Origin of the sequence: Devosia litorisediminis (assembly GCF_018334155.1) — a bacterium.
In the GTDB taxonomy this organism is placed as follows: Bacteria; Pseudomonadota; Alphaproteobacteria; order Rhizobiales; family Devosiaceae; genus Devosia; species Devosia litorisediminis.
On record NZ_JAGXTP010000001.1, the window covers coordinates 1,614,713 to 1,640,741 of the forward strand.

General features: G+C 62.7%; 31 protein-coding genes and 1 riboswitch. Of the genes, 18 read left to right on the forward strand and 13 right to left on the reverse strand.

Annotated elements, in window-relative coordinates:
* Window positions 1-96 precede the first annotated feature (96 nt).
* The 3 genes from dgoD to KD146_RS07685 are packed head-to-tail and all read left to right on the forward strand — an operon-like array spanning window position 97 to window position 2,781.
* Complete coding sequence (gene dgoD, locus KD146_RS07675; RefSeq protein WP_212658108.1) at window positions 97-1,269, forward strand: galactonate dehydratase; 1,173 nt, start codon at window positions 97-99, stop codon at window positions 1,267-1,269.
* A 3-nt stretch (window positions 1,270-1,272) separates the two neighbouring features.
* Entirely contained in the window at window positions 1,273-2,028 is a 756-nt protein-coding gene (locus KD146_RS07680; RefSeq protein WP_212658109.1) for an SDR family oxidoreductase, read from the forward strand.
* Window positions 2,029-2,034: 6 nt separating this feature from the next.
* Window positions 2,035-2,781: a FadR/GntR family transcriptional regulator gene (locus KD146_RS07685; RefSeq protein ID WP_212658110.1), complete on the forward strand. Its 747-nt coding sequence runs from the start codon at window positions 2,035-2,037 to the stop codon at window positions 2,779-2,781.
* Window positions 2,782-2,787: 6 nt separating this feature from the next.
* Here KD146_RS07685 and trxC read toward each other — a convergent pair whose 3' ends face one another.
* Window positions 2,788-3,228 (reverse strand): thioredoxin TrxC, encoded by a 441-nt coding sequence (trxC, locus tag KD146_RS07690; protein ID WP_212658111.1) that lies wholly within the window; start codon window positions 3,226-3,228, stop codon window positions 2,788-2,790.
* Window positions 3,229-3,258: 30 nt separating this feature from the next.
* On the reverse strand, window positions 3,259-3,477 hold the full coding sequence (locus tag KD146_RS07695; RefSeq protein WP_212658112.1) for a hypothetical protein: 219 nt from the start codon (window positions 3,475-3,477) through the stop codon (window positions 3,259-3,261).
* Between the two features lie 211 nt (window positions 3,478-3,688).
* Here KD146_RS07695 and KD146_RS07700 point away from each other — a divergent pair, with 211 nt between their 5' ends.
* From KD146_RS07700 to KD146_RS07745, 10 genes are all read left to right on the forward strand, one after another.
* The gene (locus KD146_RS07700; protein WP_212658113.1) at window positions 3,689-4,612 is read left to right on the forward strand and encodes a sulfurtransferase; all 924 of its coding nucleotides are present in this window, start codon (window positions 3,689-3,691) and stop codon (window positions 4,610-4,612) included.
* Between the two features lie 108 nt (window positions 4,613-4,720).
* Window positions 4,721-5,944, forward strand: coding sequence for a YeeE/YedE family protein (locus KD146_RS07705; RefSeq protein WP_212658114.1), 1,224 nt, complete (start codon window positions 4,721-4,723; stop codon window positions 5,942-5,944).
* Window positions 5,945-6,351: 407 nt separating this feature from the next.
* Window positions 6,352-6,954, forward strand: a complete 603-nt coding sequence (locus KD146_RS07710) for a DUF6969 family protein (RefSeq protein ID WP_212658115.1) — start codon at window positions 6,352-6,354, stop codon at window positions 6,952-6,954.
* A 41-nt stretch (window positions 6,955-6,995) separates the two neighbouring features.
* Window positions 6,996-7,244 (forward strand): nitrate/nitrite transporter NrtS, encoded by a 249-nt coding sequence (nrtS, locus tag KD146_RS07715; protein WP_345790762.1) that lies wholly within the window; start codon window positions 6,996-6,998, stop codon window positions 7,242-7,244.
* Window positions 7,245-7,310: 66 nt separating this feature from the next.
* A complete protein-coding gene (locus KD146_RS07720; protein WP_212658116.1) occupies window positions 7,311-7,607 on the forward strand; it encodes a PRC-barrel domain-containing protein in 297 nt (98 codons plus the stop codon).
* A 126-nt stretch (window positions 7,608-7,733) separates the two neighbouring features.
* Window positions 7,734-8,552 (forward strand): universal stress protein, encoded by an 819-nt coding sequence (locus KD146_RS07725; RefSeq protein ID WP_212658117.1) that lies wholly within the window; start codon window positions 7,734-7,736, stop codon window positions 8,550-8,552.
* Between the two features lie 94 nt (window positions 8,553-8,646).
* A riboswitch (TPP riboswitch) is annotated at window positions 8,647-8,760 on the forward strand.
* Entirely contained in the window at window positions 8,751-9,359 is a 609-nt protein-coding gene (locus KD146_RS07730; protein WP_212658118.1) for a YkoF family thiamine/hydroxymethylpyrimidine-binding protein, read from the forward strand. (Overlaps the previous riboswitch by 10 nt.)
* Before the next feature lie 49 nt (window positions 9,360-9,408).
* Complete coding sequence (locus KD146_RS07735) at window positions 9,409-10,197, forward strand: ABC transporter permease (protein ID WP_212658119.1); 789 nt, start codon at window positions 9,409-9,411, stop codon at window positions 10,195-10,197.
* Window positions 10,194-10,979: an ABC transporter ATP-binding protein gene (locus KD146_RS07740; protein WP_212658120.1), complete on the forward strand. Its 786-nt coding sequence runs from the start codon at window positions 10,194-10,196 to the stop codon at window positions 10,977-10,979. The genes KD146_RS07735 and KD146_RS07740 overlap by 4 nt, the downstream gene beginning before the upstream one ends.
* On the forward strand, window positions 10,958-11,956 hold the full coding sequence (locus KD146_RS07745; protein ID WP_212658121.1) for an ABC transporter substrate-binding protein: 999 nt from the start codon (window positions 10,958-10,960) through the stop codon (window positions 11,954-11,956). The genes KD146_RS07740 and KD146_RS07745 overlap by 22 nt, the downstream gene beginning before the upstream one ends.
* 99 nt (window positions 11,957-12,055) lie before the next feature.
* Here KD146_RS07745 and KD146_RS18350 read toward each other — a convergent pair whose 3' ends face one another.
* Window positions 12,056-12,181: a hypothetical protein gene (locus KD146_RS18350; RefSeq protein WP_269369944.1), complete on the reverse strand. Its 126-nt coding sequence runs from the start codon at window positions 12,179-12,181 to the stop codon at window positions 12,056-12,058.
* 279 nt (window positions 12,182-12,460) lie between these two features.
* On the opposite strand from KD146_RS18350, the gene KD146_RS07750 reads away from it, so the two are divergent.
* Window positions 12,461-13,078: a 5'-methylthioadenosine/S-adenosylhomocysteine nucleosidase gene (locus KD146_RS07750; RefSeq protein WP_345790816.1), complete on the forward strand. Its 618-nt coding sequence runs from the start codon at window positions 12,461-12,463 to the stop codon at window positions 13,076-13,078.
* Here the strand turns inward: KD146_RS07750 and KD146_RS07755 are convergent.
* A complete protein-coding gene (locus KD146_RS07755) occupies window positions 13,075-13,395 on the reverse strand; it encodes a hypothetical protein (RefSeq protein WP_212658123.1) in 321 nt (106 codons plus the stop codon). The genes KD146_RS07750 and KD146_RS07755 overlap by 4 nt on opposite strands.
* Before the next feature lie 181 nt (window positions 13,396-13,576).
* Here KD146_RS07755 and KD146_RS07760 point away from each other — a divergent pair, with 181 nt between their 5' ends.
* Both KD146_RS07760 and KD146_RS07765 read left to right on the forward strand, forming a co-directional pair.
* Window positions 13,577-13,909: a hypothetical protein gene (locus KD146_RS07760; RefSeq protein WP_212658124.1), complete on the forward strand. Its 333-nt coding sequence runs from the start codon at window positions 13,577-13,579 to the stop codon at window positions 13,907-13,909.
* 108 nt (window positions 13,910-14,017) lie between these two features.
* A complete protein-coding gene (locus KD146_RS07765; protein ID WP_212658125.1) occupies window positions 14,018-14,482 on the forward strand; it encodes a cell wall hydrolase in 465 nt (154 codons plus the stop codon).
* Between the two features lie 15 nt (window positions 14,483-14,497).
* Here KD146_RS07765 and KD146_RS07770 read toward each other — a convergent pair whose 3' ends face one another.
* The 5 genes from KD146_RS07770 to KD146_RS07790 all read right to left on the reverse strand — a co-directional run bounded on the left by KD146_RS07770 (window position 14,498) and on the right by KD146_RS07790 (window position 18,538).
* Complete coding sequence (locus KD146_RS07770) at window positions 14,498-14,962, reverse strand: DUF2076 domain-containing protein (RefSeq protein ID WP_212658126.1); 465 nt, start codon at window positions 14,960-14,962, stop codon at window positions 14,498-14,500.
* A 74-nt stretch (window positions 14,963-15,036) separates the two neighbouring features.
* Window positions 15,037-15,318 carry an EscU/YscU/HrcU family type III secretion system export apparatus switch protein gene (locus KD146_RS07775; RefSeq protein ID WP_212658127.1) on the reverse strand — a complete coding sequence of 94 codons (282 nt, stop codon included), beginning with the start codon at window positions 15,316-15,318 and terminating at the stop codon, window positions 15,037-15,039.
* Window positions 15,315-17,042: a flagellar hook-length control protein FliK gene (gene fliK, locus KD146_RS07780; RefSeq protein WP_212658128.1), complete on the reverse strand. Its 1,728-nt coding sequence runs from the start codon at window positions 17,040-17,042 to the stop codon at window positions 15,315-15,317. Before fliK ends, KD146_RS07775 begins: the two co-directional genes overlap by 4 nt.
* A gap of 130 nt (window positions 17,043-17,172) precedes the next feature.
* Window positions 17,173-17,916 carry a glycosyltransferase family 2 protein gene (locus KD146_RS07785; RefSeq protein WP_212658129.1) on the reverse strand — a complete coding sequence of 248 codons (744 nt, stop codon included), beginning with the start codon at window positions 17,914-17,916 and terminating at the stop codon, window positions 17,173-17,175.
* Window positions 17,917-18,019: 103 nt separating this feature from the next.
* Window positions 18,020-18,538 (reverse strand): DUF1993 domain-containing protein, encoded by a 519-nt coding sequence (locus KD146_RS07790; protein WP_212658130.1) that lies wholly within the window; start codon window positions 18,536-18,538, stop codon window positions 18,020-18,022.
* 81 nt (window positions 18,539-18,619) lie between these two features.
* Between KD146_RS07790 and KD146_RS07795 the strand changes: the two genes are divergently transcribed.
* A complete protein-coding gene (locus tag KD146_RS07795) occupies window positions 18,620-19,441 on the forward strand; it encodes an ion channel (RefSeq protein WP_212658131.1) in 822 nt (273 codons plus the stop codon).
* Here the strand turns inward: KD146_RS07795 and KD146_RS07800 are convergent.
* Genes KD146_RS07800 through KD146_RS07815 form a run of 4 tightly spaced genes read right to left on the reverse strand, consistent with a single transcriptional unit; the run spans window position 19,438 to window position 24,425 of the window.
* A complete protein-coding gene (locus KD146_RS07800; protein WP_212658132.1) occupies window positions 19,438-22,140 on the reverse strand; it encodes a sensor histidine kinase in 2,703 nt (900 codons plus the stop codon). The genes KD146_RS07795 and KD146_RS07800 overlap by 4 nt on opposite strands.
* A complete protein-coding gene (locus KD146_RS07805) occupies window positions 22,140-22,376 on the reverse strand; it encodes a hypothetical protein (RefSeq protein ID WP_212658133.1) in 237 nt (78 codons plus the stop codon). Before KD146_RS07805 ends, KD146_RS07800 begins: the two co-directional genes overlap by 1 nt.
* Window positions 22,360-22,743 (reverse strand): response regulator transcription factor, encoded by a 384-nt coding sequence (locus KD146_RS07810; protein ID WP_212658134.1) that lies wholly within the window; start codon window positions 22,741-22,743, stop codon window positions 22,360-22,362. The genes KD146_RS07805 and KD146_RS07810 overlap by 17 nt, the downstream gene beginning before the upstream one ends.
* A 59-nt stretch (window positions 22,744-22,802) precedes the next feature.
* A complete protein-coding gene (locus tag KD146_RS07815) occupies window positions 22,803-24,425 on the reverse strand; it encodes a helix-turn-helix domain-containing protein (protein WP_212658135.1) in 1,623 nt (540 codons plus the stop codon).
* Between the two features lie 190 nt (window positions 24,426-24,615).
* On the opposite strand from KD146_RS07815, the gene KD146_RS07820 reads away from it, so the two are divergent.
* Window positions 24,616-25,971, forward strand: a complete 1,356-nt coding sequence (locus tag KD146_RS07820; RefSeq protein WP_212658136.1) for a substrate-binding protein — start codon at window positions 24,616-24,618, stop codon at window positions 25,969-25,971.
* The last annotated feature ends 58 nt before the right edge of the window (window positions 25,972-26,029 follow it).

Sequence of the window (26,029 nt, forward strand, 5' to 3'; positions counted from 1 at the left end):
TCTGATGTTTGAACGCAGTGTCAACCCGAGATGGCGCCTTGACCAAGCCATAGGCGCCTCATAGTGTTTAATCATCTGATGTATGAGGCTGGTCCCGTGAAGATAACTGCCATCAATACCCGCGTGGTCAATGCCGAGATGCGCAATTGGGTTTTTGTGAAGGTCGAGACCGACGAGCCGGGCCTGTTTGGCTGGGGCGAGGCCACGCTGGAATGGAAAACCCGCGCTGTGGTCGGCGCGATCGAGGATTTGGCGCCGCTGCTGATCGGCCGCGATCCGCGCGATATCGAGCAGGCCTATCGGGCCATGACCAAGCAGAGCTTCTGGCGGCTGGGTGCTATCGGCATGAGTGCGGTATCGGGGATCGAGCTGGCGCTGTGGGACATTCTGGGCAAGCATCTGAATGTGCCAGTCTGGCGCCTGCTGGGTGGCAAGGTGCGCGACAAGGTTGGCGTCTATACCCATCTGGGGATGGGCGACATGCGCGCGGTTTACGAGACCAACGATGTTGAACCATTGGTGGAGCGCGCACGCGAAGTGGTCGACCTTGGCTACAAGGCATTCAAGGCCGTGTTCATTCCCTATACCCATTATCACGCGCCCCTGCCCGAGGTGGACAAGGTGGGCCGCATGATGCAGGCGATGCGCGAAGCGGTTGGCGACAGCATCGAGATCATGGTGGACTTCCATGGCCGCCCCGCGTCAGCGGGTGCAGCGCTGGCCTATATCGAGGCGCTGGCGCCCGGCCGCCCGATGTTTGTCGAAGAACCGGTCCCGCCCGGCGATTTTGCCAATCTGGCCAAGCTGGCAGGCCGTAGTTCGGTGCCACTGGCTACCGGCGAGCGGCTGATTGAGCGGACCGAGTTCGACGCGCTGTTCGCCAGCCAGGCCATCGACATTGTGCAACCCGATATCTGCCATTGCGGCGGGTTGATGGAAGCCAAGAAAATTGCCGCGCGGGCCGAAGCCCTGGGCATTGGAGTGGCACCACACAATCCGCTGGGGCCGATTGCCGGTGTCGCGGCGCTGCACTTTGCGGTGTCGACACCCAATCACGTCATTCAGGAAGAAATGGTTGGGGCTGTGCCTTGGTATTTCGACGTCGTGCAGGGACCGATCAAGCGGGTGGATGGCTATTGGCAAGTGCCCGAGGCACCGGGCCTGGGGATCACGGTTGACGAAGATGCCTGCGCCAAGCATCCGTTTGTGCAGGAGGTGATGCACACCCAGAACGCCGTGCTCGCCGATGGCACGCTGGTGGACTGGTAGATCATGCGCCTGAAAGACAAGATAGCAATCATCACCGGCGCGGGGCGCGGCATTGGCGCGGCCATCGCCGAGGCCTTCGTGCGCGAAGGTGCCGAGGTGGTGATTGCCGAACAGGATGCCGAAACCGGCAGCGCTACGGCCACCCGGCTGGGCGCCTGGTTCGTGCCGAGCGATGTAACCGATCAGGCGTTGGTGGATCAGCTGGTCGCCGCCGTGGTGGCCAAGTATGGCCGCATCGACATTCTGGTCAATAATGCCGGGATCAACGTCTTTCACGAACCGCTGGAAACCAGCGACGCGGAATGGGCGCGCTGCATGGCGGTGGATCTCGAGGGGGTCTGGCGCCTGTGCCGGGCCGTCCTACCCACAATGCTCGCCAATCAGGCTGGCAGCATCGTCAACATCTCCTCCTCGCACAGTACCAGCATTATTCCGGGCAGCTTCCCCTACCCCGTGGCCAAGCATGGTTTGCTGGGCCTGACGCGGGCGCTGGGGATCGAATATGCCGCTCGCAATATACGGGTAAACGCGATTGCGCCGGGCTATATCGAGACGCAGTTGGCGATTGACTACTGGGCCAGCTTCCCCGATCCGGCGGCCGAACGGCAACGCACCTATGATCTGCATCCGCCCAAGCGCATCGGCACGCCCGAGGAAGTCGCCATGACGGCGGTGTTTCTGGCGAGCGACGAAGCCCCCTTCATCAATGCCACCTCGATTGCCATCGATGGTGGACGCTCGGTGCTCTATCATGAGTAGCGCGCCATGACGGACGACCCACTGGCGCGAACACTGGTGAAGCCGCGCGTGCATCGGCACGTGGTCAAGACGCTGGCGCAGCGCCTGCTTGGCGGTGCATTCCAGCCCGGCGACGTGTTGCCGCCCGAGCCCGATATGTGCGCTGATTTCAAGGTGAGCCGCAGCGCCGTGCGTGAAGCGATCAAGGTGCTCGACAGCAAGGGCATGGTGACCACCAGACCGCGTATCGGCACGGTCGTCCGGTCGCGCCATGAGTGGAACCTGCTCGATCCGGATCTGCTGGCCTGGTCGATCGAAGTGCAGCCCAGCGCCGAACTTGTGCTCAGTCTGATCGAGGCGCGTCAAGTGATCGAGCCGGCCGCGGCACGCTTTGCAGCCCTGCGCGCCACCGCAGCAGATCTGGCGCCAATGGAAGATGCCTTTGCCCGCATGAGCAAGGCCAAGCAGAGCCAAGACTTCAGCACCTTCAATCAGGCCGACATCGATTTTCACACCGCCTTGCTACGGGCCAGTGGCAATATCGTGTTCCAGCAGTTGTCCAACACCATTGGGGCTGCACTGGCCTATTCGTTCCGGTTGACCGTGGAGCGGGCCCGTGAGCCCGGCGCGTCCCTGGCCAATCATGGCGAGGTGATCGAGCGCATCCGCCATCGCGACAGCGAAGGCGCTTATGCCTCAATGGCCCGCCTGCTCAATATTGCCATTGTCGATCTGGGCCTGAGCGGCATGCAGGACAATAGCCGCCAGCTTTGACCCAGACTATCTGGTGCGCGCACCCTCGGCCCATTTGAGGATATCGCTGGACGACATAGCGCCCGAAACGCGGGCCACTTCCTTGCCGTTTTCAAACAGCAGCATGGTGGGAATACCGCGAATGGCCAGACGCGTGGACAGCTCCGGGGCTTCATCGGAATTGAGTTTGAGGAACCGCATGCCCGGTTCGGCCTTGCGGGCGGCTTCGGCAAATTGCGGGCTCATGACCCGGCACGGGCCGCACCAGGGCGCCCAGACATCGACCAGCACGGGAATGTCGGTCTTGGCGATCTGGCGTTCGAGCTTGCTGGCCGACATGTCTGCCGGGGTGCCATCAAACAGCGCGGTTGCGCACTTGCCGCACTTGCCGGCGGCGGCATTCTTGTCGGTAGAGACGCGGTTGATCGCACCGCAGGCGGTGCAGACAACGTGACTGGATTGGCTCATGGCGTTTGGTCCTGAAGGCGTGGGTTGAGGCTAGCTGACCACTTGCATGCGCACCAGCTTGGCCGCGAGCAGCAGCCAGGGCACGCCATGCAGCGCCATGTCGAAAATGTCCATTGGCCTGGTCAGCGTGCCGTTGAACAGCATGCGTATCTTTTCGACCAGATGAGGCTCTGGCAGGAAGGGCGCCAGACCCAGTGTCAGCGCCAGCAGGATCAAGGGAGTGAGCGGCAGGCTGTCGAGCCAGTCCATGGTGCACCTCAGCGTTTATTTATATTAGCACTATCTAATGTATATTGCTGCGCGGTGCAAGGGATGGCGTTGGCGAGAATGCGATGCTCATGCCATCACCGATCGAGGCATGAAAATCCGCAAGACGCCCGAAATTGGCCAAGCCATAGCCAGACACCAGCGGGGCGGGTGCACTAGAGTGCGCGCAATCTAGGAATATGGAGTATCGAGCATGCGTTTTGCACTGTTTGCCGCCGCTGCGGTTTTGAGCGTTGCCAGCATGGCAACATCCGTCCAGGCCGAGCGCCTCACCGATGCGCCGCTGGTTGATGCAAACTGGCTGGAAGAGCATCTGGGCAATGAAAGCCTGGTCGTGCTGGACGTGCGCAATCCCGTTGAGAACGTACAGCCTTACGACACCGCACATATCCCCGGCGCCATCTCGGCACCATATGGCAGCGCTGGCTGGCGCAATGAAATCCAGGGCATTCCCGGCCAGTTCCCTGGCGTGGAAGCCACCTCGGCCCTGATCAGCAGCCTGGGTATCAGCAATGACGACCACGTTGTTATCGTGCCGAATGGCGACAATTCGTCGGAATTTGGTGGCGCAACCCGCGTGTACTGGACGTTCAAGGTTCTCGGCCATGACGCCGTGTCGATCCTGGATGGCGGCGCCCGCGCCTGGGATGCAGCCGGCGGCGAAGTGACCGACGTTGCCACCGTGCTCGAGCCCACCACCTTCAACGCTGATTTCCAGCAGCATCTGCTGGCCACCACGGCAGACGTGGAAGCGGCTATCGCCAACGGCACCAAGCTGGTCGACGGTCGTCCGGTCGCGCAGTATCGCGGCGAGAGCAAGAGCCCGGTTGCCCGCGTTGCCGGCACCATTCCCGGTGCAGTCAATATCGACAATGGCCAGCTCTATGACGCTGACGGCGCCTCCTATGTGAGTGCAGAGACGGTCGCCCAGCTCGCTTCGGGCGTTGGCCTCGGCGCTGAAGAAGCCAACATTGCCTTCTGCAATACCGGTCACTGGGCTTCGGTTGTCTGGTTCGGTCTGTCCGAAGTGCAGGGTAACAAGAACACCCGTATGTATGACGGCTCGCTGGCCGAGTGGACTGCCGATGAATCGCGCCCGGTTGCCAACGGCATCTAATCGCGACTTGCCCTGAACGATACCAACAATGTCCAGAGCTCCGGTTCTGGACATTGTGCGTTTGGGCCTCCATTAGTCGAACAGGTTTTCCAAGGGGGCGTGCGCGCCATGAGTCAGATTTCTGCAACCAGTCCGGGCCCTGCACCGGCAGCCGGCGGCCTGAACGTCGACAAGGGCGTCGTGCTCGTCGTGGCGTTGGCCATGGTGATTGCCGCGCAGGTTATCGGCCAGCTGATTGATCCCCGTCAGTCGCTGCTGTTCCTGATTGGCGGCCTGCTGGGCGCCACGCTGTATCATGCCTCGTTCGGGTTCACCGGCGGCTGGCGCCGCATGGTGGTGGAACGCCGTGGCCGGGCCATGCGCGCCCAGATGCTGATGATCGGTGTTACCGCAGTCGCCTTCCTGCCCCTGTTGGCCATGGGCAATGTTTTCGGCCAGCCGCTGGTCGGCGCGACCGCACCGGTCGGTGTTTCGGTGCTGGTGGGCGCGGCGATGTTTGGTCTGGGCATGCAACTGGGTGGCGGCTGTGGCTCGGGCACGCTGTTCACGGTGGGCGGCGGCAGCGCCCGCATGCTGGTGACGCTGGTATTCTTCATCATCGGGGCGGTCGCCGGCACGGCACACCTGCCCTATTGGCTGACCTTGCCCTCACTGCCCCCCACCAGTCTGGGAACGGTGCTGGGCGTGCCCGGCGGCATTGCAGTGACACTGGTTGCCCTGGCGGCAGTGGCCGGGGTGACTGCGCTGGTTGAACGCGCCCGGCACGGGAGTCTGGAAGCGGCACCGCGTCCGGCGCGCAAGGGGCTTGAACGCCTGCTGCATGGTCCCTGGCCACTGGTTGGCGCCGGGCTGGCGCTGGCGGGGCTGAATCTGGCGACCCTGGTGGTGGCTGGTCATCCGTGGTCGATCACCTATGGCTTTGGCCTGTGGGGCGCCAAGATTGCCCAGGCGGTCGGCGTGCCGGTCGCCAGCTGGGAATTCTGGACCTGGCCTGCGCAGGCGCAGGCGCTCAACGATTCGGTGCTGGCCGACACCACTTCGGTGATGAATTTCGGCATCATTCTGGGCGCCGCGCTGGCGGCAGGGCTGGCCGGCAAGTTCGCCCCCAAGGTTGCAGTACCCCTGCTCTCGCTGGTGGCGGCTGCGCTGGGCGGCCTGCTGATGGGCTATGGCGCCCGGCTGTCGTTTGGCTGCAATATCGGCGCGCTGTTCTCGGGCATTGCCTCGGGCAGCCTGCATGGCTGGTTGTGGTTCGCTGCCGCCTTTGCGGGTAGCTTTGCCGGCGTGTTTGCACGCCCCCTCTTTGGTATGGACGGGTTCAAACGCTCATGAGCAATCGCAATACACTTCTGTTTGGCGCGGCACTGGTTGCGGCCACTGGCGCCGTTGCGGCAGATCACGTGGCTCATCGCGTGGCGGCACCGGCGGCCATAGCCGCAGCAGCGCAAAGTGCGGCGCCATGCTCGGCCGCTCCGTGTTCAGCGGCACCGTGTTCCGCGGCGCCGTGTTCGGCAGCCCCAGCGGCATCGCCGTGCTCGGCCGCGAGCCCATGTTCGGCCGCGGCACCCTGCTCTGCGGCACCGGCGGCTGCGCCCTGTTCGGCAGCGCCCGCAGCGGCACCCTGTTCAGCAGCAAGCCCTTGTGCGGCCGTAGCACCGTGTTCGGCAGCACCGGCACCTGCGGCGGCGCCGTGTGCAGCAGCGGCGCCTTGCGCGGCGGCCGGGCAGTAGGCGGCGCGTATGGACGCGTTGCGCCGGGCAGCTCAGGAAGCGGTGTTCTGCGAAACCGTTCTCGCCAAGTCCGGCGACAATGTTCTGCTCGACACGCTGCGCGGCGCAGCGCCCGTGACCTGGACCCATTACCCTCCCGGTGACGTGTTTGATCGTGAGAGTGGTGCGCAGTGGTACTATCACTGCCACGACACGGCTTGGGACGCTGGCGAGCACGGGCATTTTCACTGCTTCATCCGCCCGGCGGGCAGTGAGGGGCCCATTCACCATCTGGTCGCTGTGGGGGTGGATGCCTATGGCACGGCGATCCGGCTGTTTACGGTCAATCAGTGGGTGGTCGATGATGTGTGGGCCGATGCGGACACTACCATTGCGCTGCTGGAGCGGTTCGACATGCAGATGGCGCGGCCGTCCTATCTGGCCAATCGCTGGCTGACGGCGATTGTGGGCTTGTACCACGACGAAATTGCGGCTCTGATCACCCAACGTGATGCCGTGCTTGGCGTACACACGCCGCCTGAAGGGACACAAACCCTGCAGGACCGGTCGCTTGAGGTGGTATCCGAATGCGCGATCGATCTGAAGGCGCGCGCCGCCGAGCTGGGTGTATAAGTCCGTTCTGACCCAAGCCGGGTCCGCCAGTGGAGATCTGCGTGACCCGTTCGCCGCCCAGCCACGCCACCCCTCTGCAACGCGCGCTGAGCCCGCAGGTGCTCCGAAAATCCCTGCTGGTTGCTTTTATCGTGGGCTCGGTGCTCAATTTGATCAATCAGGGCGATGCCATGATGAGCGGTCAGGGCGTCAGCGTCTTCAAGATCGTGCTGACCTATTGCGTGCCGTTTCTGGTGTCGACCTATGGCGCCTGGAGCATGGCCCGGCTGATCAAGCCGGACGCGAGCTGACCCAAGGAACGCTTGGGGCATCGGGGCGTTGGGTTAGCAGCGTCAACAAACAAGGATTTTCGAGCCATGGATCACTCCCAGCATACTCCCCTGAGCAGTCACGAACTGACTCCAGAGACACTGCAGGGCGCGACAATTTACGGCGCCGATGACGAATCTGTGGGCCATGTCTCGCATCTGCATGGCAGTGGCGCGGCCTGTCAGGTGATTGTGGATGTCGGTGGCTTTCTGGGACTGGGTGCCAAGCACGTTGTGGTTGGGCTGGGACAGCTGGAATTCATGCGCGACGAAAACGGCAAGGTGCATGCAGTAACCGGCTGGACCAAGGATCAGCTCAAATCCATGCCTGAGCACGAGGACTAAGCGTAGCCATCAGGTTACGCTTTACATTTATGACTGAAGCCGGGCATCGCGCCGGCATTTGATCCGGATCAAGGCAAGTGCCTGAGGCAAGGCTAAGATGCCCCCATTCGCCATGGGAGATCTGAGATGGAAATTCGCAATATCGTAGTCGGCCTGACCATCGATGCGGTCGATGCGGATCTGGTCGCACTCGCTGTTGATCTGGCGCGGCACCACAAGGCGAGCCTGACCGGCTTTGTCGCCGCCCAGCCGCCCGTTGTGGCCAGCATGGGCGCCGGCGACGTGGCAGGCGTGCTCTATACAGAGCAGCTCAACGAGATCGAGGCCTCGATCAAGGATGTGCGCGACAAATTCAAGGCGCTGGTGCCGGCCAGCATCAAGACCGACTTTGCCGGGCGCGTGCAACAACCCGCGATCGGGTTGATCGATGTGGCCCGCAAGGCGGATCTGATCATCATCGGCTCGGCTGGTGAGGCACGTGATGATGGCTTCCGCAGTATTGATATTGGCGAGGTACTGCTCGGTGCCGGACGCCCGGTTCTGCTGGTGGCGCAAGGCGCAAGCAAGCTCAAGGCCGACAAGATCGTTGTCGCCTGGAAGGATACCAAGGAAGCGCGTCGGGCTATCGTGGATGCTCTGCCGCTGCTCAAGGCCGCCAGCGACGTGCAGGTCGTGGTGATCGACGAAGGCAATCTGGGGCCGGAGCGCGAAAGCATGCTGGATGCCGTTGCCTGGCTGGAGAGCCATGAGGTCAAGGTACGCGGCGACGTGCTGCCTGATGAGGACGGGGCGGCGAACGCGATCACCAAGGCAGCGAAAACAGCTGGCGCGGACCTGATCGTCAGTGGCGCCTACGGCCATAGCCGGCTGCGGGAATGGCTCGTTGGCGGGGTGACGCGGGACCTTCTGGCCACACCCGGGATCCATCGCTTCCTGTCCAACTAGACTCTGCCGATTCTGACTGCTGTGGCTTTTTCCACAGCAGCACCAGCGATTTAGAAACCCTCTTGCGTTTGCCATCGAAATCGGATTGTCTGCTCGCCATCCACAGGGGTGCTCCGTATAGCCGGGGCTGAGACGCGGGCGACATGCCTGTAAACCCTTCAAGCTGATCTGGGTAATACCAGCGGAGCGAGGCGGGCTATGTATTTCGGCGCACAAATTTCCCTATACCCCATGACCGACAATTTCGTCGGCGTGATCATGAGCGCATTGGGTGCGCTCGATCCCTATCGTGAGCAGTTGCGCATCGAGACCGACGATCTCTCGACGCTATTGGTGGGCCCGCCCGAGGCGGTGATCCCGGCGATGCGCGACATGTTCGTGGCAGCGGCCAAGACCGGTGTGCATTGCACGCTGTCCGCCACTATTTCGCGCGGTTGTCCGGGCGAGCCCCATGACAGCCGTTGCGATTCACCGCAGCTTGATGGGCCGCTTGCACCGCTTGCGGAACGGCAGGCCCATGCGCTGCAGGCGGTGCTGCAGGCACCCGATCTGGCCTGTGAGATCGCCGCGCAGTTCTCGCTCTATGTGATGGGCACTGACGATCACATGGATGAAATCTATGGCTGCATCGACTTCCTCAAGCAGTCCGGCGTGCTGGATCGGCCCAAGAATTTCTGCACCCGACTAGGGGGCGATGCCGGGGCAGTGTTAGCCGCGCTGGAGGCCGCGATCTGCAGCTTCGGGCCGCCGCAGGGTCACGTGACGATTGACCTGACAGCCTCGGCCAACAGTCCGACGCCGCGCTAAGCCGGTTCCGTTCTGTCTGCGCCATAGCGCGCCTCCATCAGGATCAGTTATGTCCAAAAACGCAGAATATGCGCGCGCCCTGGGCCGCGTTGCCCCAGCCGTTATCTCGGTGGGCGCCATCATCGTGGCCTGGGAGCTTTACGCCCAGTTTGCCGATATCGCGCCGACGACGCTGCCGCCGCCTTCGCGTGTGGTGACCCAGGCAGTGCAGCATCGTCAGGCGCTGTGGGACAATACAGTGCCCACACTGACTGCAACGCTGGCGGGGTTCGCCTGCTCACTGCTGGCCGCCTTTGTGTTTTCGGTGCTGATCGACTTCTTCGAGCCGCTGCGCCGGGCGCTGTTTCCGGTGTTCATCATCAGCCAGACCCTGCCGCTGGTGGCGATCGCCCCGCTGATCGTGCTGTGGTTCGGCTTCGGTCTGGCGCCCAAGATCATGCTGGTGGCGCTGGTCACCTTCTTTCCGATGCTGGTAGCGCTGGTTCAGGGCTATGCTGCCACTGACCGAGACATCACCGCGCTGCTGGCCTCGATGGGTGCGGGGCGGGGCCGCATCTTCGTGCTGGCGCGGCTGCCGACGGCCCTGCCCTATTTCTTCGCCGGGCTGCGCATCTCGATCACCTATGCGGTGGTGGGCGCCATCTTTGCCGAATATGCCGGGGCCGCCAGAGGGCTGGGCATCTACATCCTGAATTCCAAGAACAATTTCCGTCCCGATCTGGTGCTGGCTGCGGTGCTGGTCAGCGCCAGCCTGACGCTGATGCTGTTCGGGGTGACGGTGCTGATCCAGCGCCTCGCCATGCCCTGGGCGCGGTTGAGCCAAGGGGCAAAACCATGAGCGCGCCACGCCTGGAACTGCGCGGTATCGCCAAGCGCTTTGATGGGCTGGCAGTACTGGACGAGATCTCACTGCATGTCCGCAAGGGTGAGTTCGTCTCCATTCTGGGGCCGTCAGGGGCCGGCAAGTCGACCATTTTCAAGCTGCTGACCGGGGGGCTGGCACCCGATGCCGGCAGCGTCGCCTTTGACGGCGCGCCGCTATTGGCAGAACGGCGCCCCTTCGCCTTCATGCCCCAGCATGACGCGCTGATGCCGTGGCGGCGGATCATCGACAACACCACGCTGGGCCTGGAAGTTCAGGGCATGTCGCGCAGCGCAGCGCGTGAGCGGGTGATGACGCTGTTTCCCGAATTTGGCCTGGCCGGGTTCGAGCAGCATTGGCCCGCCCAGCTTTCGGGCGGCATGCGGCAACGCGCGGCGCTACTGCGCACAGTAGTGCAAGAGCGCGACATGCTGCTGCTCGATGAACCCTTTGGCGCGCTGGACGCGCTGACCCGTGCGGGTATGCAGCGTTGGCTGCAGACCATGTGGGAGCGCCACAGCTGGACCACGTTGCTGATTACCCATGATGTGCGCGAGGCGGTTTTCCTGTCGGACCGTATCTACGTGCTGACCGATCGCCCCGCCCGGGTGCTCACCGAAATTTCCGTATCCCTCCCCCGCCCGCGACTGGATCTGGCCTCTGCTCAGGCCAGTGCCATCGAGGCGGACCTGCTGCACACCCTGCTCAACTCGACTTCCGAACAAAGGAACCGACCATGTTTGACTGCCGTCATCTGATCATCGCCACCCTGGCGCTGGGTCTCGTTACACCGGCGCTGGCGCAGGCCACCCCCGTCAAGGTAGCGCTGGACTGGACGCCCAACACCAATCACATCGGGCTCTATGTTGCCCAGGCCAAGGGCTTTTACGAAGAGGCCGGGCTGGCGGTGGACATCCTGCCCTATACCGACACCTCGGCTGGCACGCTGGTGGCCAACCAGATTGCCGATTTCGGCATTATCGGCCCGCTGAGCCTGTTTACCCAGCACACCGCCGGCGCTGACCTGATCGGGGTTTATGCAGTGGTGCAGCACGAAACCGGGCGGCTGGTGTTCAATGACGAGCGCAGCGACATTCAGAGCCCGCGCGATCTGGACGGGCTGACCTATGGCGGGTTTGGCACCAATTGGGAGAATGCCCTGATCGGTTCGATGATCCGCGCCGATGGCGGCACGGGCGACTTCGAGAACGTGACACTGGGCACCTCGGCCTATGAGGCGCTGGCCAATGGCGCCGTGGACTTCACGCTGGAGGTCTATACCTGGGAAGGCATCAAGGCCGAACTGGATGGCGATGCGCAGCGGGCATTTGTCTATGCCGATTACGGCGTGCCGGATCAGCACACGACCATGCTGGGCTCCAGCCAGGCCTATCTCGATGCGCATCCCGATGAAGCGAAGGCATTTCTGGCGGCCACACAACGCGGCTATGCCTATGCGACCGAGCACCCCGATGAGGCCACCGACATCATCATTGCCGCCAGCAATGACATGCTGACCGATGCGACCCTTGTACGGGCGTCGCTGGGCAGCCTGATTGATGGCGATTATCTGGTGGGCGCCGACGGGGTAATCGGCACCATGGATGGCGCGAAGATGGCGGCGCTGGGCGACTATCTGCTGAACATCGGGATGCTGGTGGATGGCGATGGCGCAACGCTGGAAAGTGCGCCTGATTACAGCCGCTATTTTACCAACGCCTATCTGCCGCAGTAGTCGCTGCAGCACAAAGATTGTGTCCCCCTTTTTGGGGACACAATGCCCGGTCATGGCGTTTCGGAGGGAGACGCTGCGGCCGGGTTCATGCGTTGAAGGTCAGACGCTCCAGAAGCGCGGCCAGTAGACGTCACTGTCGAAGTCCTGCGGGATCGGCGACAAGCGGGATATGGCCGTGGCAGCGAATTCGACCTGCAGGGCATAGTGGCGGACATCTTCGGGCATTGGTTGCCCGGTGATGAATTCACGTGTGCGCCATTCATGGAGCTTGATCGCTCGGAGGCGTCGGCGGGCTTCTGCCTCAACATCCTCGACCAAAACTGACACCGACGGAGACTGCGAACCCTGCCAGGCTGGCTCGGTCCATTCTCTGCTACCCTCGATTACCGCGAAACGCACTGTGTCCTCTGCTCTCTGGCGCCGTGCCGGTGCGGCCACGCCTCAATTTATCACAAATATCACGCACGCCTTACCGAAGCGGTAACGAAGCGGCTTGGCAAGGCGATCGGCTATGCTAGATTCGCAAGTATGAGCATCCTCTATGTCATGGCTGCGCAGGCCGAGTACGGCCCGCACCTGCAAGCCAAAATCAAACCCTTGATGACCGGGGTCGGTCCGGTTGAAGCGGCGGTGACCGTCACCCGGGCGCTGGCTGAGGCACGCCCCCTGCCGCGTCTGGTGGTGTCGCTGGGATCAGCCGGGTCGCGCGTATTGCCGCAATGCGGCGTGTTTCAGGCCGTATCGGTGAGCTATCGCGATATGGACGCCTCTGCGCTGGGCATCCCCAAGGGCCAGACGCCGTTTCTGGAGCTGGCGCCAGTGCAGCCATTATCGCCGCGCATTGCGGGGCTGGACGGGGCAACGCTATCGACCGGCGCCAATATCGTGTCTGGCGCGGCCTATGTTGGGGTCGATGCCGATATGGTGGATATGGAAACCTATGCAGTGCTGCGCGCCTGTCAGGCGTTTGGCGTGCCGCTGGTGGCGCTGCGCGGCATCTCGGATGGTGCAGCCGAACTCGCCCATGTCGATGACTGGACGCAATATCTGCACATCATTGATGAGAAGCTGGCGGCGGCCGTGGATCTGATCGAGGTCGAAATGGCAACGGGTCGAATCTAGAGCTTGCCGGCCTTCTTGTCGCGCCGGGCACGGCGCCAAATGCTCCATTTGCGCATGCCGCGCAGGATGGCCGTGTTGACCGGGCCCTGCAGGAAGGCCAGATCAAGTGCCAGCAGCAAAAGGCCCAGCGGCAGCATCCAGATGCCGAGCACCGGCAAAAAGCTGAAAATGCCGCCCAGAACCAGCACAATGCCCAGTGGAATGCGGAACCAGCGCGCACCGGGCCGACGCAAATGTGCCAGAATGCCCGATGATTGGGGAATCTGGCGTTGAATGCGGTCGAACTGGCGGTCCAGCCTGGCGCGGCTCTTGACCATTAAGGTCCCCTCGGGTCGGCAAAGATGTGTGTCTGATGTAGTGCGCGCGCGGGTCAACTCCAAGGGCCTTTCTGCAGTTCTGTGGCGCCAATAGGCTCTTGCGCCGATGATCTGCGCCCCGGGCGGAACTTCCATGCTCAGCCAGAGTTGAGATGACATCACCGACAAACGGAGCATTTCAATGGCAACGGCAACTTCACGTGCATTGCAGAAGGCCGAAAACACCGGCGAGGCGATTTCGGACAATCTGACCCATCAGATTGCCGCCCTGCGCAAGCAGGTCGATCAGCTCTCCCATTCCGTGCACTCCTATAGCGACCATTCGATGAGCGACCTGCAGCACAATGCCGTGGCGATCGCGCGCGAAGTTCAGCATCAGGGTCGTGCGGTTGCACGCCAGGTCAGCAAGCAGGCAAATGCAACCGGCGAAGCCGTGCGCGAAAACCCGGTACCGGTCGTTCTGGCTCTGGGCACAATTGCCCTGCTGTCGGCGCTGGTATTCACGCGCCGCTGAGCCGCTGCCGGGCGTTAGCGATTTGCTAACCGTCCGGCTCAGACCTTCCTTAAGCCTGTTGGGGCATTTTCTCTGTCGACTGCACTGATCGACCAAGAGAGACGGACCATGGGAAAATTACGCGCGACTGCCTTGCGGGCCATGGCTCTGGTTGTGGTTGGCACCGGTCTGGGTGGCTGCAGCCTGTTCGCTATCGGCTTTGGCACGGCCCAGCTGAGCGCCAAGGAATGCATGATGCGCGCGATGTATTTCGAATCCAACCGCTCCAGCGCCGAAGGCATGCTGGCCGTGGGGACGGTGGTGATGAACCGGGTCGATGACACGCGCTATCCCAAATCGATCTGTGGCGTGGTGGGTCAAAAGAACCAGTTCGCGCAGGGCTTGCTGACCCGCAAGATGACCGATAGCGGCGCCGTACTGGCCTCACAGATGGCCGATCAGGTGATCAATGGGGCGCGTCATGCCGGGGTCCGCAGTGCGCAGCATTTCCATACCGCGGGCCTGCGTTTTCCCTACAACAACATGCATTACGTGCTCGAAGCGGGCGGCAACGAGTTCTACGAAAAATACTAATTGGTGACGGCGGCGCTAGAAATCGCCGCCGATATCAAAGCCGCCATCCCCGAAATCATCGCCGCCGGCGTCGATATCAGCATTGCTGACATCGGCTTCCCCGGCATGGGCGCTGCCTGAAAACAGGCCGCCAATGGCGTTGAACAGAAACATGCCGCCGGCCACGCCGAGTGCTGTTTCGGCGGCGCCTGCCAGAAAGCCACCCTGCCCGGCGCGCTGGTCACGGCCAGCCCCTTGCGGGTCCCATGGCCCGCGCGGGCGCTGTGCCTCCAGTTCGGCAATGCGCTGCTCGGCCTGCCGTAGCGCCTGCTCCTGCATCACCACGGTCTGGGCGAGATAGTATGGCGCAGGCGGAAATTCGCGCAGTCGCTGCTGGATCTGGAGTTCGGCATCAGCATCGCGAGGCGCGCCGGTACGGGCAACATTCTCTATGCGATCGAACAGGCCGTCGATAATGTCGTGGTCTTGCTGATTGGGCATAAGGTGGCTCCGTGATTGCTGCGTCTGCCTTACACATGGGGAGCATCGGGCGCGGTACAATAGCGCTGGGCCAATCAGAGCTTTGTGCTGGTGCGCAGGACGTAGCCGATCACCACGGCCACGGCCTCATAAAGCTCATGGGGAATGGTATCGTCGATCTCGATGCCGCTCAGGGCCTGGGCCAGCACGGGGTTGGTCTCAATGATCACCCCGTTTTCCCGAGCCAGGTCGACAATGCGTTCGGCGACGACGCCATGCCCCTTGGCCACCACACGGGGGGCCTCGCGTGTGCCCTTCTCGTATTGCAGCGCGACAGCGAGCGAGCGCTCGGGGGCCTGTTTGGGGTCGTCGCTCATCGGCGCGAATCCACGATATGGCCGGCGCTGGCTGGTTTTGGTGGTGCCGGTGGTGCGCCGTGCCTCACGATGACGGCGCCGGGCTCCAGCCCTGCCTCCACCAGCGTGTCGCGCAGCGTGTTGATGTCAGCTTCCAGCGCTTGAGAGGTAGAGCGCTCCTCGGCCCAGAGCATGACACCGGTGGCACTGCCGCGCAACGAGACCTGGGCGCCAACCTCCCCCAAGCCGAGCAGGTTGATGGCAAAGCGCATCTGCCAGCCGCGTTCGCTGGCCTCTTCGCTGGCACTGTGTTCATCGCGGTGGATCGCCAATTGCAGCAGGGTCTGCTGTCCGCCGATCACCACGGGCAGATCAACGCTCCAATCGGCCCCTTTGATGGTGGGATCAGGCAGGGAAGCGTGCTGGTGCAGGCGCACCCGCGACAGCGCCGACTCGGTGCGCTCCAGCAGGTGTTTGCCGACAGTTTCGGCGCCCTCGGCGGGATCGACCGGCTGGATTTCGAGCGCTTTGACGCGGGGGATCTGACCGCGCAGCGGTGGGGAAATCTGGGAGACCGGGGCGACCAGCGGGGTCTGCTGCCCCAGCCAGGTGGTCAGGGTCTGTCGCAGGGCCAGCATGGCCGCTTTCATGTCGGCCTGCGGGGCCAGCAATGGCGCGCCGGGGCGGGCCAGACCGGCCTCCTGAAAGGTGCCTGAATTCATGAAGGCTTTTTGCAGAGCCGCGCCATTGAGCTTGCCACCATCAAGATTGACCTGATTGGCTAGGACCTGCTGGGCCGCGCGAGCAACGGGCTCGGGCAAGGCCACCTTGCCGGCGATATTGGTCAAGGCCGCGGTCAGGCTGGCAATGCTGTTCTGCTGTGGCAGGGCCGCCTGCACCATCTGCGCCAATGCCGCCTGTGGCGTGCTGGGCATATTGGGCGCAGCCGCTGGGGTGGCTGTGGGCGTGGTGTTGACCACCGGTGTCGCGGTTGTGACGCGAGCGGCGGACGCTGCGGCCGTAGCGGGCCCGGACGTGGCAGCATTGGCAGTTGGGCTGGTGGGCGTCGAGGCCGCGTAAGGCGAGGCCGGGCGTATGCTTCCGGCAGCAATTGGCGCGGCGGCCGGCGGCGCTGTTCCTGTTGCGGCTGGGGCTGGTGTCCCGGCAGAAGTGGCTGCTGTGGGCGTGGTCTGGCTAGCTGCGGGTGCCGCTGGGGTGGTGGCCGGCGCTGATTGTGGCACCGAGATGCCAGCCGGTGCGGCGGTTGGCGCAGATGCCGTGGCGGCAGCGGGTGGGCTGGCGGGGGCTGTGGCTGCTGGCTGGGTTGCCTGACCTGGTGGGGTTGAGGCAGCGGGCGGCGGGGAACTTGCCGCTGTCTGGGGAGCGCCCGCTGGTGGCTGGGCAGTCGCGCTGGCGGGCGCAGGACCCGCTGGCTGAGCTGATGCGGGCGTGGGCGCATTGGCGATCGGTGCCGGCAAAGCCTGCTTGCCTGCTGCGACCTGCAGCGCCAGGCGCACCTGTGCGCCACTGCCCTGAACTTCAAAACGAAGGGTATCGCCGGCCTTGGCGGCCTGTGGCAGAACCAGATTGAGCAGCTTGCCCTCGATCTGCACCTGCGTGCCGCCATTGGGAGCAGGCCCCAAGACGCGACCATCGAGGACCTGACCAGCCTGCAGCGCAAGCGCCTGCAAGGCCCCGCCGCGCGCGGCCGTTACGATCTGGGGTAGCTGGTTGGGGATAATCATGGTGGACCCGACCCCGCCGCGCCATGCGGCTGCGCCAGTCTAGCGCAGGGACAGCATCTGATGATTCTGTGTCGCTTGGGAAACTTAACAGCGTGTGACCAACGCGGTCACGCCCAGACCCAGTTTGCCGCTAGTCGGGGCGGATGTCGGTATAGTCTTTGGTGACGGGCTTGCCGCGAAAGGTCACCCAGAAAAAGTTGAGCGTATAGGTGCCCGCAGTGCGAAACACGCCTTCCTTTTCCAGCCGACGACCCGAGGTCTTCATCTTGAGCCCGAATGTCCATTTGACGCCACCGACCTTGGAGAGCCGAACCGCCACATCGGTATCCTCGCCGAAGAAGTCGATGGAGCGATCATAGCCGCCTACCTGTGCCCAGGCGGCGCGCTTGAAGACGAAATTGCCACCCTGCACCACCGAACCAACGCGCAGGATGTAGCGGTTGAGAATGTAGATCAGATAGGTCAGGCCATAGAACATGTTTACCAGGAACCGGCTCCAGGGGCTCATGTCGTAATAGACATAGGGGCCGCTGAGGCAGACCAGCTTGGGATCGCGCTGGAATTCGCTGAACACGGTATCAAGCCAACCGACAGGCACAATGGTATCGCTGTCGATATTGGCGACCAGATCAAAGCCTTCACTGGCGGCAAAGCCGGCATCGCGGGCGTTGACCAGACCCTTTTTGGGCTCATCGACGACCCGGACCGTGGGAAAGCCGCGGGCAATCTCGCCGGTCCGGTCAGTCGAGGCATTGTTGACCACGATGATTTCGGCGTCGACGCCCGCGCGCGCGATCTCGGCCACCACTGATTCCAGGCATTTGCCGATCAGCGCCTCTTCATTATAGGCGGGTATGACGAATGCCAGTTTCATTGCTGCCTCATGCCGGGCCGGAACGGACCTTGGTCGCTGCAAATAGCGCCTCGGATTGGCTTGGGCAACACAAAGCGCCGCTTTTCAAGCGCTTTGCGTGCCGTCAGGCGCGCGAATCGGCCCCGGCAATGTAGTCGCGCTTGCCAATCGGCGCCCCATTGGCCCGCAGGATGGCGTAGGCCGTGGTGACGTGAAAGTAGAAATTGGGCATGGCGAACTTGGTGAGATAGTCCAATCCGCTCAGGGGCATATCGTTGCCACCAAGCTTGAGCACGACTTCACGCGTGTCGCTGTCGGCAAGGTCCTCTGGCCGAGTTGAGGCCAGCAGATCGAGCGCCTTGGCGATGCGGGCGCGGAGTTCCTCGAAGGTCTTTTCGGTATCGGGCCAGACCGGAATTTCGCGACCAGCCAGACGTGAGATGCAGCCTTTGACGTGATCGGTGGCGATCAGAACCTGGCCGCTGAAGGCAATCATGTCGGGCGCCAGGCGGGCCTGGGCCAGCACCGATGTGTCGAACTTGCGCTCGGTGGCATTGGCCTCGGCCTTGTCCATGACCACCAGCAGATTGTTCAGCATGCGGGTAAAGACTGGCACGGTCAGATCATAAACGGCGATCGTCATGGAGAGACACCTTGATTGTCGGAACGCTAACGGGAAGAGTTTACTTGTGCCTGTGGTAGCAGGATGACAAGTGAGTTGGGTATGCACAGCGATAAAGACAAGCCGGCAGGCGAGGACGAAGACCGGCACAGTGGTTATTCGCGGCTGCGATCCAAGCTGCGGCTGCTCTACCACAGCCAGTCTTCCAAAGCGCAACGGTTTCAGTTTTCGGTGCTGGTTGTCGATCTGGCGATCATCGTATTCTTCATCGCCTCGCCACTGCTGCGCGAGAACGACTCGTTTCTGTGGATCGACTACTCCATCGCGCTGTTGCTGGCGGTGGACCTGACGGCGCGCGCGCTGGCGTCGACCGACATCAAACGCTGGTTGCGACAGGTACCGGTGATCCTCGATGTCTTCATTCTGGTGACGCTGCTGGCCCCGACCTGGTTCTTCAACCTGGGCTTCCTGCGGATCCTGCGGCTATGGACGATGACGCGCAGCAGTACCTTCTGGCGCCCGCTGAACCGGCGCGGCTATGCCGAATATCGCGAGACGATCCAGGCGGTGATCAACCTGCTGGTGTTCCTGTTTGTGGTGACCGGCTTTGTCTATACGGCCTTCGCCAATCGCGGCGCCGAAGGCATTGCCGGCTATGTCGACGCGCTCTATTTCACCGTGGCCACCGTTACCACCACCGGGTTTGGCGATATTACCCTGCCCGGCACCTGGGGCAAGCTGGCCTCGATCAGCATCATGATCGTTGGCATCTCGCTGTTCGTGAAGCTGGCGCAGTCGATCTTCCGGCCCAATAAGGTGCACTTCCCCTGCCCGCAATGCGGCCTGCAGAATCACGATCCGGACGCGGTGCACTGCAAGGCGTGCGGGCACATCCTGAACATTCCCGATCCCGGCAATTATTAGCGGATAACGTCGAGCCGCACGCGGAAGCAGGCGCCCGGCAACGGGCCCTGCACCAATTCGAGCGTGCCGTTCATGCGGGCCACGATCTGGCGCGAAATCGCCAGGCCCAGCCCGGCACCACTCTGATCGCTGGAACCATGCTCGCCGCGCGAGAATTTTTCAAAGATCAGTGTGCGTTCGCCCTTGGGAATGCCGGGGCCGTTATCGGCGATCTCGACCACATAGCTGCCCGCCTTGACCGCTGAGGTGACGCGCACAACGGGGTGTTCGGCATCGTTATATTTGACGGCGTTGGACACCAGATTGATGAAGACCTGACATAGCCGGTCTGCGTCGCCCTCAACCATGGTCGGGCGGGCGCGCTCGCCCAGTTCAACCCGCATGCCGCGCTGTCGCAACAGGGCGTCGCAGACGCGCAGTGCGCGGTCCAATGCATCTTCGGCATCGGTGGGCACATTGTCCCAGGCCCGTTCGCCGCGCTCGAGCGCGGAGAGATCAAGGATCTCATCGAGCAGCTTGGTCAGGCGCAGGCTTTCCTGATGAATGGTGGAGACGAAGTGATGACGCTGACCTTCATCAATGCCGTCGGGCTCAAGCAGGATTTCGGAGAAGGAGCGGATCGAGGTCATGGGTGTACGCACCTCATGGCTGACCTGGCTGAGAAATTCGTCCTTCTGGCTGTCGAGCTCGCGCAACTGGACATTGGCGTCCTCGAGCTTTTGCGCAGTGGAGCGCAGTTCGGCCGAGGTCTTCTCCAATTGCTGGGAATACTCGATGACCTGCTGAGTCTCGTCAGCCATCTGCATCACTTCTTCGAGCGAAACGTCGGAGCCCGACACCACCTTGGACAGCATGACGTGGGCCGATGCGGCGCCGATGGAGCCCGCCAGTTCGCGCTCAAGCCGGCCGATGAATTCCGACGAGGGCTCAAGCCGGTCGGGATCAACGCCGCTCTCGCGCGCAGCCGTCTCGAACAGCGCGGCGGCTCGCCGCTCGCCCAGCACGCGCTCGGCGACAAAGAACAAATCATTGGCGGTGGCCGAGCCGCGCACGAAATTGCCCTGCGCGACGTGGCCTCGGCGGAAAACATCGACAAACAGTGTGGCCTGGATCCGTTCGAGCGCCGACTGGGTGGTCAGCAGCGACACCACGGTCAGGGTCAGCACATTGATGGTCAGGCTCCAGAACGCGGCATGGCTGAGCGGATCAAGACCATCAAGTCCGAACAGCGCTTCGGGGCGCAGCCAGGCAATGCCCCAGGGGCCATTGTCGAGCAACATGGCAACCTGCGGAGACACCGACTCGAACGAAGGCAGGAAGCTGCACCAGACCCAAACGACGAAACCGGCCGCAATGGCGGCCGTGGCTGCCTTGAGCGAGGCATCGCGCCAGAACAGCGCCGCCAGCACGGCGGGGAAGAACTGGGCAATGGCGGTGAAGGAGATCAGGCCGATAGGCGCCAGCGCGTTGGAGTCGCGGGTGAAAAAGAAGTAGAAAAAGCCCAGCGACAGGATCAGCACGATGGAGAAGCGCCGCGCGACCAGCAGCGAGCGGCTGACGCCCTGCCCGTCGCCGCTGGGTTCGCCCGAGCTGAAGCGCAGCACCAGCGGCATCACGATATGGTTGGAGACCATGATCGAGAGCGCGATGGATTCCAGGATGATCATCGAGGTGGCCGAAGAGAAGCCGCCGATAAAGGCAAACAGCGCCAGCGCGTCCTGTCCGGCTGCCATGGGCAGGGTGAGCGCGAACATGTCCGGATTGGAGCCCTCGGGCATGGAGGTCAGCCCGAACATGGCGATGGGCAGGATGAACAGGCTCATCAGCAGCATGTAGGCGGGGAAGGCCCAGCTGGCGACGCGCAGATGGTTCTCGTCGGAGTTTTCGACCACGGTCACCTGAAACTGGCGCGGCAGACAGACAATGGCGGCGACCGACAGGGCGAGCGTGGTCAACCAGCGATCGTCAAAGCTATTGCCGTCCTGTGGCCCCACGCCCATCTCTGCAGCGCGGCTGAAAATGCCTTCAAAGCCGCCACCGGCATAGACCACAAAAACCCCTACGGCGAGCAAGGCGGTGAGCTTGACCACGGCCTCAAAGGCGATAGCCGCGACAACGCCGTGGTGCTGTTCCTTGGCGTCGACATGGCGCGTACCAAACAGGATGGTGAAAACCGCCATGGCGGCGGCAATGCCGAAGGCCAGACCAACATCGTCAATGCCAGCCAGACTGCCCTGCCCGAATTCGGACGCCCCGGCGACAGTCTGGATAGAGGACGTCACGGCCTTGAGCTGCAGCGCGATATAGGGGGCGATGCCGATCACGGCGATGCAGGTGACCAGCACAGCCAGCCGGTTGGACTTGCCAAAGCGCGAGGACAGCAGATCGGCCAGCGAGGTGATGCGCTGATTGTGGCTGATGCGCACCAGCCGGCGCAGCAGGAACCACCAGCCGACAAAAACCAGTGTGGGTCCCAGATAGATGGTGAGGAATTCAAGGCCACTGCGCGCGGCGTTACCGACCGCGCCATAGAACGTCCAGCTGGTGCAATAGACCGAGATGGACAGCGTATAGACCGCCGGGGAATGCAGGAACGACTTCTTGTGCGCGCGGGCCCGCCTATCGCCGAAAAACGCCAGCACGAAGAGCAGGCCGACATAGCCGATAGCGGTGGCGATGACGAAATCGGCCGAAAGCATCAATCGGCCTCCGGCCCGTTTGTGGTGTCACCGGTTTCGGACGGCAGGAGATGGGTCAGCATCGCCGTACCCATGATCAGCAGCAGCCAGACCACAAACAGGTAGATGACCACCTGCGGCACGCCGAAATGGGTGATGGGCTGATTAAAGACATAGACTAGCGGCGGCACCAGCAGCAGGGCGCCGAAAATGGTGAGCACCAGCATGCTGGCAATGAGTTTACGCCGCTCCGCCATGCCCACCCAGCAATTGCCGCACCGCGCCGACCACATCGGCATTGGCGTAGGGCTTGGTGACGAAGCCGTCAGCGCCCAGTTCCTCGGCGGTGCGCCGATCCTGCTGCTGGCCCTTGGCCGTCAGGATGAGCACGGGCATGCCGCGCAATTCGACATTGGCGCGGATCTGCTTGAGCACGTCGAAGCCGCTGCGCTTGGGCAGCATCACATCGAGCACCAGCATACGCGGCTGCAGTCGGCGCACAGCATCAATGACAGCGTCGCCGTCGGTGACCGCGCTGATGGAAAAGCCCGCGCGGCGCAGGATGAAGTCGAGCGATTCCAATATGCTCGGTTCGTCCTCGGCAATGAGAATATCGATCGCCAAATTCCCCCCTGAAACATGCGCGGTCTCCCCTCCGCCCATGTGCCCTCACTTAAGCGCAATCAGTCCTGATCGCCAAGCGCAAATACCGTTGGCAGCAATGGCGCGCGGGTGCGCGAGGCCCCGGCATCGGGCGACAGGGTCTCTTCCTGACGGCTGGCACAGTCGCGCCGGGTGCACAGGCGGCAGCTGGGACCGACCGGGATATCGGCGGACAGATCGCTCAGGTCGAGCCCCGATGCATAGATGGTGCGATCGGCATGCAGCACATCACAGGCCAGCATGACCGAGGACGAGACAATCTGCTCGCGGAAGGCCGCCGTGCGGCGCTGCACGGTGCGCGCCAGGAACAGATAGCGCGAGCCATCAGAGAAGCGCACAACCTGGCGCAAGGGCGCGTCGGGGACCCTGAAGGCGCCGTAAATCGCCCAGAGAGGGCAGGCATGACCGCTATTGGGCAACAGCAGACCGGGCAGCGGGAAATGCTTGGTGAGCCGACCGGCAGGGTCCGAGCGCAGAAAGCCAAAGGGCACCCCCTCTTCGCCTGGACGGCGCAGGGTCACCAGACGATGGGCCACCTGTTCGAAACTGGCATTATAGACCTGCCGGAGATGGTCGATGTCATAGGCACTCGATTCTGCGTCGGCCAGCATGCGCTGATAGGGGAACACCATGGCGCCCGCCAGATAGGAGCCGACGGCGCGGGCCGCCAGCCGCCGGGCGGTGGGCGTCGAGAGCACGGCGCTATCGAGCGTTTCGGCCAGCGCATCGCCAGCCGCCAGCTCGCCATAAAGCCGGGCCAGTTGAAACTGCCTTGTGGCCAGGGTCGCGGTGCCCTGGAACCACATGCGGCGGGTCAGGATGTCAAAACGGTACTGGCCGGGAAAATCGGGCTCATCGGGCAAACCACCAAAGGCAACGGTTACAGCGAACTTCTTGCGCAGCAAATCGGTGAGCGTGGCAACGTTGAAGGGCCCTGCCCGCTCGATCTCGGCGCGTAACGCATCGGCTACGGTTTCAAGGCCGGGGAAATGGTTCTGGCGCTCAATGATGAGATCGTCGATTTCGCGGGCGGGCGAGACATTGCGGCTGATTTCGCTGGAGGTATCAAACTGGCCGATGAGATTGCGCGACACATCGGACAGGGTAAGGGTTTCGCGACTAATGGCCCCCAGGAAGCGCTGCCGTTCGGCTTCATCAAGGTCAGGCACATCATCAAGGATTTCGGCGCTGGAGCGAATGGCGGTGACGCCTGACAGGATCTGGTGCAGCAACTGGCTCAGTAGCGGATCGGAGCGCAGGCGGTCCGCATAGGCGTCGGCGTTCGAGACGGCGTCCGTATAGGCGCGATGCAGGCGCGCCAGTGCCGCAGCGCTGGCGGGGTATTGCGCCACCAGATCGCGGCGCTCATCGGGACGGAAGGGCAGCGACTCAACCACCGGGTCGGCAAAGGCCTCTTCAAGGTCCTGCAGCAGCTTTTGCTCGGTCCGTCCGGCCAATTCGTCGACATCAATGTCCAATTGGGTGGCGACACGGTTGAGCAACGCCCCGCCAATGTCGCGCTTGTTGTTTTCAATCAGGTTCAGATAGCTGGCCGAAATCCCGACCAGTCGCGCCAGTGCGGCCTGGGAAATCCTCAGTGATTTCCGTCTGTTGCTGATACGAAAACCGATTGGCGCGCGCATTGAACGGCCCTCCCCATTTCGACGTCCTGTCAACGAATTGACAATTGCCACAGTCCGTAAGATCAATAATTTACAGAATATCTCAACAATTACAACGACCTATTGCCGTCGTTTTCTCCAGAGTGAATACTCACGGGGCGGTGAGCTGTCGGCTATGTATCGACTGCCCCGCGCCAAAAGGAGGAAATCAATGACACTTTTGAAGCGCGGCCTTAGCCGCCGTAAGGTGCTGCAAACCGGCGTTGCCGGCGTTGTTGGCGCGGGCGTTGCGCCCATGATGTTCACCAAGGGCGCCTGGGCCCAGGAATTCTGCAACAATCCAACAGGTGACACTGTCACTATTGGTCTGAACGTGCCGCTGACCGGTGCCTATGCTGAAGAAGGCGCAGACGAACTGCGCGCATACCAGCTGGCCGTCAAACATCTGAACGGTGAAGGCGATGGCGGTCTGCTCAATGTGCTGACCCCAACAGCTCTGACCGGCAAGGGTATTCTGGGCAAGAAGGTCGCTTATGTGACCTCGGACAGCCAGACCAAGGCTGACGTGGCCCGTGCCGGTGCGACCCGCATGATCGAGCGTGATGGCGCGCTGATGATCACGGGTGGCTCGTCTTCGGGTGTGGCTGTTGCCGTTCAGGGCCTGTGCCAGGAAATGGGCATCATTTTCATGGCCGGCCTGACCCACTCCAATGACACCACGGGCAAGGACAAGCGTCGCTACGGCTTCCGCCACTTCTTTAACGCTTACCAGTCCGGTGTGGCTCTGGGCCCCGTGCTCGGCCAGGAATATGGCAATGACCGCAAGGCCTACCATCTGACCGCTGACTACACCTGGGGCTGGACCCAGGAAGAGTCGATGAAGAACGCCACCGAGGCGCTCGGCTGGGAAACCACTGCTGCCGTTCGCACCCCGCTTGGTGCTGGCGACTTCTCGCAGTTCCTGACGCCTGTGCTCAATTCGGGCGCTGACGTGCTGGTTCTGAACCACTACGGCAACGACATGGTCAACTCGCTGACCCAGGCCGTGCAGTTCGGCATGCGTGAGCGCGAAGTCAACGGCAAGAAGTTCGAGATCGTGGTTCCACTGATCTCCGAGCTGATGGCCAAGGGCGCCGGCCCCAATATCAAGGGCATTTACGGCACCTCCAACTGGCACTGGAACCTGCAGGATCCAGGGACCGTGGCCTTCACCAAGTCGTTCGGCGCCGAGTATGGCGCCCCACCATCGCAGGCGGCTCACACCTGCTACGTGCAGACGCTGCTGTATGCAGATGCCTGCGAACGCGCCGGTACGTTCTATCCGCCTGAAGTCATCAAGGCCCTTGAAGGCCATGAGTTCGACGGCATGGGCAATGGCCGCACGCTGTACCGCGCCGAAGATCACCAGTGCATGAAGGACGTGCTCGTGGTGAAGGGTAGCGAAAACCCAACCAGCGAGTACGACGTGCTCGAAGTCGTTCAGGTCGTTGGCCGCGATGCGGTTGATTACGATCCAGCGATCTTTGGCGGCGATCTCGGCCCTGCCGAGCCAGCCCCTATCTGCTGATTACTTGGTCCGCCCCGTTGAACGGGGCGGACCTCGCCTAAGTTTTCAGCTCGGAGCA